Genomic DNA, 9,850 nt, shown 5'->3' with positions numbered 1-9,850 from the left:
CTGCCCGGCTCGTCCGAGTCAGATCACGGTCATGGCTGGCCGCGTGGGCCGGCATGTCGGGGTCGATAGCCTTCGGCGCCTCGGCGGTCGGCGCGTTCGTGACGGAGGCAGGAAACGCGTGGAACGTGCAACTAGCCCAGCTCGGCACCTTTATCGGAGCGCTGTTTTTTCTGATGGCAGCGTTCCTCCGGCTGCCTCGACGGTCGTCGACTCCATCCGCCGGGGTGTGAGCCCGCCGGTACGACGATCTAGGGCGCAACCGGGCCGCCGGAGAGCCGGCGGTAGGTGTACACCTGGATCAGCAGCGCCAAGGGGCCGGTCAGCAGAATGCCCACGACGCAGGCGAGTAAGCCCACGATCACCAACAGGGCCTGCACCAAGAATGACAGCAGGGTGTCGCCGATGTGCGATCGAACGGTGCTGACGCTGGCCTTCAGCGCGTCGATGGGCGGCAGCGCACGGTCGGTCGCAAACGCGATGGTGAACAGCGCGAAGAAGGCGAACGCGATGACCGCGACGAACGACAACAACCAAAACAGGAACCCGAGCAGCGCCATCAGGTTCAGCACGGCGCTGATCACGCTCAACAGTGCGCCGGCCAGCACCACGTTGCCGAAGTTGCGCGGCTTGAAGAACGAGGCCACCGTGACCGGCCTGCCATCGGCGAGGTCGAGTGCTCCGGACAAGAACGCGGCCTGCACGAAGATGCCGAAGACGAAGGACACGATGAACAGCACGAGCGTGCCACCTGCGCCCAGACTCGCCGCGAATGAGGCGCCGTAGTCGCCGTCCGCCGCGGTATCGGCTGTGGCGCCCCCCAGCACCACGAACACCAGACCGTGAACGACCACGCCGATCACGCCATAGATCAACGCCGCCAGCACCAGCGGGCCGAGGTTCTTGCTGAACTTGTTCCACGCCCAGTTGAACGCTTCGCCGACGTCGAATCCCGACCCGGGTGGCGGTCCGTATCCGGGATAAGCCGGGTAACCCGGTGGCGGCCCGTAGCCCGGAGGTGGTGGCGGGTAGCCGGGGGGAGGTCCGTAGCCGGGCGGGGGTCCGTAGCCCGGCGGCGGTCCGTAGCCGGGGGGAGGAGGTGGCGGCGCGCCGTAGCTCGGCGGCGGTCCGTATCCGGGCGGAGGCGGATAGTCGCCCGGGTTGGGGTTACCCCCGTACGGCTCATTGGGATAGCCAGGGTGCTCCGGAGGTTGGCTCATGGCCGCTCCTGCCTCGTCGTCGGATGTTGTCCAGGCGTGTGCTTTGGCGAACTTAGCAAGTATTCGTCAGTGGCGCTGTGACCTCACGGTGGGCGCTTACGTGTCGCGTCGGCGTGGTATGCCTGAACCGTGCCTGAGGGTCTGTTCGACGTCCCCGACGAGGACGGTCTCGGCGAGCCTGCGCGCGGACGTGCGGCGGGGGCGCCACTGGCGGTTCGGATGCGCCCGTCGAGTCTCGAGGAGGTCGTGGGGCAAGATCACCTGCTGCAGCCCGGGTCTCCGCTGCGGCGACTGGTCGAAGGTTCGGGGATGGCGTCGGCGATCCTGTACGGCCCACCCGGCAGCGGGAAGACCACCCTGGCGTCGCTGGTGTCGCGAGCCACCGGCCGGCGGTTCGAGGCGCTGTCGGCCCTGTCGGCGGGGGTCAAGGACGTCCGGGCCGTGATCGATACGGCGCGACGCGCCGCGGCGCACGGTCAGCAGACGGTGCTGTTCATCGACGAGGTGCACCGGTTTTCCAAGACTCAGCAGGACGCGTTGCTGGCCGCTGTCGAGAACCGGATCGTTCTGCTGGTTGCGGCAACGACGGAGAATCCGTCGTTTTCGGTGGTCGCGCCCTTGTTGTCGCGATCGCTGATCCTGCAACTGCATCCGCTGACCGCCGACGCCGTCCGTGCGGTGGTGCGGCGCGCCATCGACGATTCGCGTGGACTGGCAGGCCGGGTCGAGGTGACGCCCGAGGCGGTCGACCTCTTGGTCAGACTCGCGGCGGGGGATGCCCGGCGGGCGCTGACGGCGTTGGAGGTGGCGTCCGAGGTGGCGGAGCGGGTCACGGTCGAGACCATCGAACAGTCGCTGGACAAGGCCGCGGTCCGTTACGACCGCGACGGCGATCAGCACTACGACGTGATCAGCGCTTTCATCAAATCGGTCCGCGGCTCCGACGTCGATGCCGCATTGCACTACCTGGCCCGGATGCTGGTGGCCGGCGAGGATCCGCGGTTCGTAGCGCGCCGGCTGATGATCTTGGCCAGCGAGGACATCGGAATGGCTGACCCGCTGGCGCTGCAGACCGCGGTCGCCGCGGCGCAGACGGTCGCTCTGATAGGTATGCCCGAGGCCAAGCTGACGCTGGCGCATGCCACCGTCTACCTGGCGACGGCGCCGAAGTCCAATGCCGTCACCACCGCGATCGGGGCGGCAATGGGAGACATCAGCGCCGGCAAGGCCGGCTTGGTGCCGCCGCATCTGCGCGACGGCCACTACGCGGGCGCCGCGTCGCTGGGCAACGCCCAGGGCTACAAGTATGCCCATGACGATCCGGATGGTGTTGTGCCGCAACAATATCCGCCTGATGAGCTGGTTGGCGTCGACTACTACCTGCCTACCGGCCGTGGGGCGGAACGCGAAATCGGGTCGCGCCTGGAGAAGTTGCGGGCAATCATTCGCCGACGGCGTGGTTAGTCACACCGGTCACATCAGCAACCTCTCTCGGTCGGCAGTCTTTTTCCGCAACATCACCACCGGCGATATCACCGGCCAGTGATAGCGCCCGTGGTCATAAAACGGAAACAGAAACTGTCCCCAACTCAGTGACTGATGTGGTTGGTGGTGCTGCCGTTGTCCGCCTGCTCGAGTCGTTCGGCCAGTGACCGGCCCGCATCGAGGACGTGTCGTTCGGCGATGTCGCGGGCTTTGTCAGGATTCCGATCGGCCAGGGCTGCCACCAGCGCCCGATGCTCGTCGAGTGCGTTGTGCTCGTGCTCGGGGAACATCGCGAAGAAGTTCGACGGAACCACCCGGACGGCTTGCCGAATTTGCGCCATCAACCGTCGCGAATGAGCGGCCCGATGAATCTCACCGTGAAAACGCCAGTTGGCGTCGACGGCCGCTTCTCCGGTGTGCATCTCGAATTCTGTTGCCAGCGAACGCAGTTGATCGATCCCATGATCAGAGACCCGTTCGGCGGCCCATGCTGCCGCTTGGCCGGTCAACACCCCGAGAATCGTGAAGCTGTCCAGAACGTCTCGCGGGGTCATGCCGATTACGGTGATCCCGCTGCGCGGCGCAACGCGCACCAACCCGTCGTAGGACAACTCGAGCAAGGCTTCGCGCACCGGTGTGCGACTGGTGGCGAATTCCTTGGTGATCGCGTCGAGGTCGAGGCGGGTGCCGGCGGGCAACGTGCCCGTCAGGATGCGGTCGCGCAACTCTCGCGCGGCGCGCTCACGGACCGTGCCGCCGACATCAACACCGTCATTCGGAGCCATGGCGAAGACCTTAAAGGCTGGAGGGACGTCGGGACTTGAAATCTAATATATCAGATGTTAGACATCAATGATGACTACTCGACAGATGGCGCTCGTCGCCTTCATGCAAGCGGGCAGCACGTCGGTTTACGCGGGCTCGTGGCGTCACCCCGCGACCGAGCACGGCTACCTCGACGCGTCGTACTACGCCAAGATCGGCCGGCAACTCGAAGAGGGCTGCTTCGACCTGATGTTCTTCGACGATCGGCTGGCGATGCCGGGTATCTACGGCGGATCGGTCGCCGACGCGGTCAAATACGGCGCGCGCCCGGTGAAGCTGGATCTGTCCATCGTGCTGGGTGTGCTCGCACACGCGACGTCGCGCATCGGACTGGGCGCGACCGGTTCCACCACCTACTACACGCCGTTCCACATCGCCCGCACCTTCGCCACCCTCGACCATTTGTCCGGCGGTCGGGCGGCCTGGAACATCGTCACCTCGGTCAACGACAGTGAGGCCCAGAACTTCGGCCTGGATATGCATTTGGGTCACGACGCCCGCTATGACCGCGCCGAGGAATTCCTCGAAGCCACCGTGGGACTCTGGGACACCTGGGAAGACGACGCGATCCTGCACGACCGGGTCAACGGCATCTACGCCGACCCGGACAAGGTCCACGAACTGCACCACAACGGCGAGTTCTTCAAGGTGCGCGGGCCGCTCACGGTGCCACGCACACCGCAGGGACGACCGGTCCTCATCCAGGCGGGTTCGTCCGGCCGCGGCCGTGAATTCGCTTCGCGCTGGGCCGATTTGATCTTCACCGGCGATCCGGGCATCGAGGTGGCACGCAACCACTACACCGACCAGAAAGAGCGCCTCGGGGCCGCCGGACGTGACCCGGACTCGGTCAAGCTCTGCCCGATGGCCTACGCAGTCGTCGGCGAGAGCGAGGACCATGCCAAAGAACGCGAGCAGGTCTTCCTCAACGATCTGGTGCACCCGATGGCCTCGCTGACCCTACTGTCGGAGTTGATGAACTACGACTTCGCCAAGCACGAGCTCGACGACCCGATCACCGACGACCTCATCGAAAACGTGTCCGGGATTCGTGGGCTGGTGCAGAACCTGCGCGCCCACATCTCCTCCCAGGGCGGCCCAATCACTTTGCGTGATCTGGCCGGACACCGCGCCACGCTGCTGCAGGGCCCGCGTTTCGTCGGCACCGGCAAGCAGGTCGCCGACCAGATGGAGGAGTGGTTCCACGGCGGTGCCTGCGACGGATTCGTCTTGGCCGCAACACATCTGCCCGGAGCGTTCGAGGACGTGGTCCGGATGGTGATCCCGGAACTGCAGCACCGCGGCCTGTTCCGGGATTCCTACCGCGGGTCGACGCTGCGTGATCACCTCGGACTGCAACGGCCGGCCGGCGTGCCCGTCAACGCATGATGCTGGAAGGCATCCGGGTTCTCGACGTCGCGACACTGGCCGCCGCACCGCTGGCCGCCACCTATCTCGGCGAGTTCGGCGCCGACGTCATCAAGATCGAGCAACCCGACGGTGGCGACCCGATTCGCACCTGGGGGAATCAGGTCGACGGCGTCGGGCTGATGTGGAAGTCGTTATCGCGCAACAAGCGGTCGATCACCCTCAATCTGCGGGTCGCGCAAGGCCAGGCGCTGCTAAGGCAGTTGGTCGAGCACGCCGCCGTGGTGATCGTCAACACGCGACACGCCACCCTGCGCAAGTGGGGCCTCGACTACGAAGCGCTGCGCGCGGTCAACGACAAGATCGTGATGCTGCACATCACCGGCTACGGGCTGACCGGACCGAAGAGCGAACGCCCCGGCTTCGGCACGCTCGGCGAGGCGATGAGCGGATTCGCCAACATCACCGGCGAGGAGAGCGGCCCACCGACGTTGCCGCCGTTCATGCTTGCCGACGGGGTGGCGTCCCTCAATGCCGCGTATGCGGTGATGATGGCGCTGTATCACCGCGATGTGCACGGCGCGCCGGGGCAGCTCATCGACATCAACCTGATCGACCCGCTGGCGCGCCTCTTGGAGCAGACGCTGCTGGGCTACGACCAACTCGGGCTGGTGCCCACCAGGGCGGGCAACCGCTGGGATATCTCGGCGCCGCGCAACACCTACCGCACCGCCGACGATCGCTGGCTGGCGATGTCGGGCAGCTCACCGGCGTTGGCGCTGAGGGTGTTTCGTGCCATCGGTCGCGCCGACCTGGTCGACGACGTCGACTTCGCCGATCCGCAGGGACGGCTGTCGCGGGCCCGCGAGGTAGATCAGGTGGTCGCCGACTGGGTGGCCACCAAGACGCTGGCGGAGGCGATGGCGATCTTCGACGCCGCCGAGGTGGCAGCCGCGCCGGTGTACGACATCACCGATCTGGTCGCCGACGAACAGCTCGCCCACCGCGAGGTGTTCGTCAAAGTCGCCGACGACCAATTGGGCGCGATGACCATCCAGGCCCCGGTGCCCCGGTTCTCCGGCGCGACCGGTCGAGTGAATCATCTTGGCCCGCAAATCGGTGAACACAACGCCGAGGTGTACGGCGAGCTACTCGGCCTGTCCGGCAGCGATATCGACGACCTGCACGCCCGGGGCGTGCTGTGAGGAGACTGCTCGGATGACGTCACTACTGCGCCGCTCGGAGCTCGCCGTCCCCGCGGCCAACGACCACATGTTCGCCAGGGCTGCCGCATCGCAGGCCGACCTGGTGTTCCTCGACCTGGAAGACGCCACGGCGCCGTCGCACAAGGAGGCGGCGCGCCCGAAAGTGGTCAAAGCGCTCAACGAGCTCGACTGGGGCCACACCGTGCGGGCGATCCGCATCAACGGCCTCGACACCCAGTGGTGTCACGACGACATCGTGGAGGTCGTCACCGGAGCCCGGGAGAACCTCGACACCATCATCATCCCGAAAGCGCTTCGAGCGCGCGACGTTTGGTGGGTCGACGTGCTGCTTACCCAGCTGGAAGCCAAACTCGGCCTGTCGCGCCAAATCCGCCTCGAGGTGCTCGTCGAAGAGGTCGAGGGGCTGGCCAACGCCGAGGAGATCGCCGTCGCCAGCCCACGATTGGACGCGCTGATCTTCGGCGTCGGCGACTTCTCGTTGTCCCAAGGCGCGCGGGTCGACACCAACTTCGACCCGCTGGGCGACTATCCCGGTGACTTCTGGGCCTACGCCCGCAACAAGGTGATCGTCGCAGCCCGGATCGCCGGCATCGACGCCATCGACGCGCCGTACCCCGACTACGGCAACCTGGCGGGCTACGAGCGCGCGGCGCGACGCGCCGCGCTGATGGGATACACCGGCAAGTGGGCGATTCACCCGAGCCAGATCGAGATCGCCAACACGGTCTACGCACCGACCGAGGAGGAGATCGCGCTCGCCGAACGCAACGTCGCGGCCTACCGCGAAGGTGAAAAGAAGGGCCTCGGAGCGGTAGGTGTCGACGGCGTCCTGGTCGACGCTGCGCACGTCAAGATGGCGCAGGCCACCCTCAAGCGCGCAGCCTTGATCGGCAAGGGTCGCTAGCGCTACGTAGGCTGGGCCGGTGAACACCGATGTGCTGGAGTTGGACACCGCGCGTCGCCGTATCGTCGACCTGACCGACTCAGTGCGCGCCTTCTGCGCGCCCAACGGCGACGGGCTCTGCAATGTCTTCGTCCCGCACGCAACCGCTGGGGTGGCGATCATCGAAACCGGCGCCGGTTCCGACGAAGACCTGATCGACACCCTGGAGCGGTTGCTGCCGCGCGACGACCGCTACCGGCACGCCCACGGATCATTCGGTCACGGCGCCGACCACGTGCTGCCCGCGATCGTCGCGCCGTCGATCACCGTGCCGGTCCAGGCGGGAAAGCCCCTGCTGGGCACCTGGCAGAGCGTGGTCCTGGTCGACCTGAACCAGGACAATCCGCGGCGGTCGGTGCGGCTGTCGTTCGTGCCGGGCTAGCCGGACTCGTCGCATGTCGGGGCGGGTAAGCCGGACCGGTACTGTAGTGCGGTCGAATAGCTGGTAGCCGCAGGACTGAAGAGGAAACCGAGAAGTGCAGACACACGAGATCAGGAAGAGGTTCCTGCATCATTTCGTGAACGCGGGCCACACCGAGGTGCCGAGCGCATCGGTGATTCTCGACGACCCCAACTTGCTGTTCGTCAATGCCGGCATGGTGCAGTTCGTTCCCTTCTTCCTCGGCCAGCGCACTCCGCCGTACCCGAGGGCGACCAGCATTCAGAAGTGCATCCGCACGCCCGATATCGACGAGGTCGGGATCACCACGCGGCACAACACTTTCTTCCAGATGGCCGGCAACTTCTCGTTCGGCGACTACTTCAAACGCGAAGCCATCGAGTTGGCCTGGACCTTGTTGACCAACAACGTCGACGACGGCGGCTACGGCTTCGATCCTGAGAAACTCTGGGCCACAGTCTATTTCGATGACGATGAAGCGATCGAGCTGTGGCGCGAGATTGCGGATCTGCCCGTCGAAAGGATTCAGCGGCGCGGGATGGCCGACAACTACTGGTCGATGGGCATCCCCGGGCCGTGTGGACCGTCGTCGGAGATCTACTACGACCGCGGACCGGAATTCGGGGCCGAGGGCGGCCCGGAAGCCAACGAAGACCGCTACATCGAGATCTGGAATCTCGTGTTCATGCAGAACGAACGCGGGGATGGCGCCGGCAAGGACGACTTCGAGATTCTGGGACCGTTGCCGCGCAAGAACATCGACACCGGGATGGGCATCGAGCGGGTCGCCTGCCTGCTGCAGGGTGTGGCCAACGTCTACGAAACCGACCTGCTGCGCCCCGTCATCGATGCGGTGGCCCGGCGCGCCCCGCGCGGCTACGACGCCGGCAACCACGACGACGACGTGCGCTACCGGATCATCGCCGACCACAGCCGCACGTCGGCAATCTTGGTCGCCGACGGCGTGAGTCCCGGCAACGACGGACGTGGCTACGTGCTGCGTCGTTTGCTTCGGCGGGTGATCCGCTCGGCCCGCCTGCTCGACATCGACGGTCCGATCGTCGGTGAACTGATGGCATGCGTCCGCGACGCGATGGGCCCGTCCTACCCGGAGTTGGTCACCGACTTCGACCGGATCAACCGCATCGCGGTCGCCGAGGAGGCAGCGTTCAACCGAACGCTGCAATCGGGCTCGCGGCTCTTCGAAGAGGCGGCCGCGGCCACCAAGGCCTCCGGCGCCACGGTGCTGTCCGGCGCGGACGCCTTCACCCTGCACGACACCTACGGGTTCCCGATCGAGCTCACTCTTGAGATGGCTGCCGAAGCGGACCTGCAGGTCGACGAGCTCGGGTTCCGGGAACTGATGGCCGAGCAGCGCCGCCGCGCGAAGGCCGACGCCGCCGCGCGCAAGCACGCGCACGCCGACCTGACGGCCTACCGCGAGCTGGTCGACGCCGGACCCACCGAATTCACCGGTTTCGACGAATTGACCTCGCAGGCGAAGATTCTGGGCATCTTCGTCGATGGCAAGCGGGTGCCGGTGATAACGCATGGGACCGAAGAGTCCGCGCGCGCCGACCGCGTCGAAATCGTGCTCGACCGCACGCCGCTGTACGCCGAATCGGGTGGTCAGGTGGCCGACGCGGGCACCATCAGCGGCACCGGATCCAGCCAGAGCGCCATGGCGGTCGTCACCGACGTGCAGAAGATCGCGAAAAGCCTGTGGGTGCATCGCGTCGACGTGGATTCGGGAGAGTTCGTCGAAGGAGACACGGTCGTCGCAGCCGTCGACCCCGGCTGGCGCAAGGGTGCTACCCAGGGCCACTCCGGAACGCACATGGTCCATGCCGCCCTTCGGCAGGTGTTGGGCCCCAACGCTGTTCAGGCCGGCTCGCTGAACCGTCCGGGCTACCTGCGGTTCGACTTCAACAGCCAGGGCGCGCTGAGCGCCGAGCAGCTCAGCCAGGTCGAGCAAGTGACCAACGAGGCCGTCCAAGCCGACTATGAGGTACACACCTTTCTCGAAAAGCTGGACAAGGCCAAGGCAATGGGTGCGATGGCCATGTTCGGCGAGGCCTACCCCGATGAAGTGCGTGTGGTCGAGATCGGCGGGCCGTTCTCGCTGGAGCTGTGCGGTGGAACCCACGTGCACAATTCGGCGCAGATCGGGCCGGTGACCATCCTCGGTGAATCCTCGGTGGGCTCCGGCGTGCGCCGCGTCGAGGCCTACGTCGGGCTGGAGTCCTATCGGCATCTGGCCAAGGAGCGCGCGCTGATGACCGGGCTGGCCTCGTCGCTGAAGGTGCCCTCCGACGAGGTGCCGGCCCGGGTGGCGAACCTGGTGGAACGACTGAAAGCCGCGGAGAAGGAGATCGAACGCAACCGG

General features: G+C 66.2%; 8 protein-coding genes and 1 pseudogene. 7 read left to right on the top strand and 2 right to left on the bottom strand.

What is annotated here, in order from left to right; all coding sequences use genetic code 11:
- Positions 1-230 (top strand): annotated as a pseudogene (locus AC2VOU_RS02835) (hypothetical protein); the annotation flags it as partial.
- 18 nt (positions 231-248) lie between these two features.
- Here the strand turns inward: AC2VOU_RS02835 and AC2VOU_RS02830 are convergent.
- The gene (locus AC2VOU_RS02830) at positions 249-1,217 is read right to left on the bottom strand and encodes a hypothetical protein (protein WP_486955996.1); all 969 of its coding nucleotides are present in this window, start codon (positions 1,215-1,217) and stop codon (positions 249-251) included.
- A gap of 129 nt (positions 1,218-1,346) precedes the next feature.
- Between AC2VOU_RS02830 and AC2VOU_RS02825 the strand changes: the two genes are divergently transcribed.
- Entirely contained in the window at positions 1,347-2,681 is a 1,335-nt protein-coding gene (locus AC2VOU_RS02825) for a replication-associated recombination protein A (RefSeq protein ID WP_486955995.1), read from the top strand.
- A 125-nt stretch (positions 2,682-2,806) separates the two neighbouring features.
- Here AC2VOU_RS02825 and AC2VOU_RS02820 read toward each other — a convergent pair whose 3' ends face one another.
- Entirely contained in the window at positions 2,807-3,487 is a 681-nt protein-coding gene (locus AC2VOU_RS02820; protein ID WP_486955994.1) for a GntR family transcriptional regulator, read from the bottom strand.
- A 70-nt stretch (positions 3,488-3,557) separates the two neighbouring features.
- Between AC2VOU_RS02820 and AC2VOU_RS02815 the strand changes: the two genes are divergently transcribed.
- The 5 genes from AC2VOU_RS02815 to alaS form a co-directional block, all read left to right on the top strand.
- Entirely contained in the window at positions 3,558-4,916 is a 1,359-nt protein-coding gene (locus tag AC2VOU_RS02815; protein ID WP_486955993.1) for an LLM class flavin-dependent oxidoreductase, read from the top strand.
- Positions 4,916-6,100, top strand: coding sequence for a CaiB/BaiF CoA transferase family protein (locus AC2VOU_RS02810; RefSeq protein ID WP_486955998.1), 1,185 nt, complete (start codon positions 4,916-4,918; stop codon positions 6,098-6,100). The genes AC2VOU_RS02815 and AC2VOU_RS02810 overlap by 1 nt, the downstream gene beginning before the upstream one ends.
- A gap of 13 nt (positions 6,101-6,113) precedes the next feature.
- Positions 6,114-7,025, top strand: coding sequence for an HpcH/HpaI aldolase/citrate lyase family protein (locus tag AC2VOU_RS02805; RefSeq protein WP_486955992.1), 912 nt, complete (start codon positions 6,114-6,116; stop codon positions 7,023-7,025).
- A gap of 31 nt (positions 7,026-7,056) precedes the next feature.
- A complete protein-coding gene (locus AC2VOU_RS02800; RefSeq protein WP_486955997.1) occupies positions 7,057-7,446 on the top strand; it encodes a secondary thiamine-phosphate synthase enzyme YjbQ in 390 nt (129 codons plus the stop codon).
- A 94-nt stretch (positions 7,447-7,540) separates the two neighbouring features.
- On the top strand, positions 7,541-9,850 hold a 2,310-nt coding region (gene alaS / locus AC2VOU_RS02795; protein WP_486955991.1), incomplete at its 3' end, for an alanine--tRNA ligase.

Source organism: Mycobacterium sp. TH-M25 (assembly GCF_057473665.1).
Note: the sequence above shows the minus strand (reverse complement) of the source record. Positions and strands in the feature narration are given on the sequence as shown.

Bases quoted from the DNA above. Each gene is read 5' to 3' on its own strand.
- AC2VOU_RS02805 (WP_486955992.1), top strand. From the start codon at position 6,114: ATGACGTCACTACTGCGCCGCTCGGAGCTCGCCGTCCCCGCGGCCAAC.
- AC2VOU_RS02820 (WP_486955994.1), bottom strand. From the start codon at position 3,487: ATGGCTCCGAATGACGGTGTTGATGTCGGCGGCACGGTCCGTGAGCGC.
- AC2VOU_RS02830 (WP_486955996.1), bottom strand. From the start codon at position 1,217: ATGAGCCAACCTCCGGAGCACCCTGGCTATCCCAATGAGCCGTACGGG.
- AC2VOU_RS02810 (WP_486955998.1), top strand. From the start codon at position 4,916: ATGCTGGAAGGCATCCGGGTTCTCGACGTCGCGACACTGGCCGCCGCA.
- AC2VOU_RS02815 (WP_486955993.1), top strand. From the start codon at position 3,558: ATGACTACTCGACAGATGGCGCTCGTCGCCTTCATGCAAGCGGGCAGC.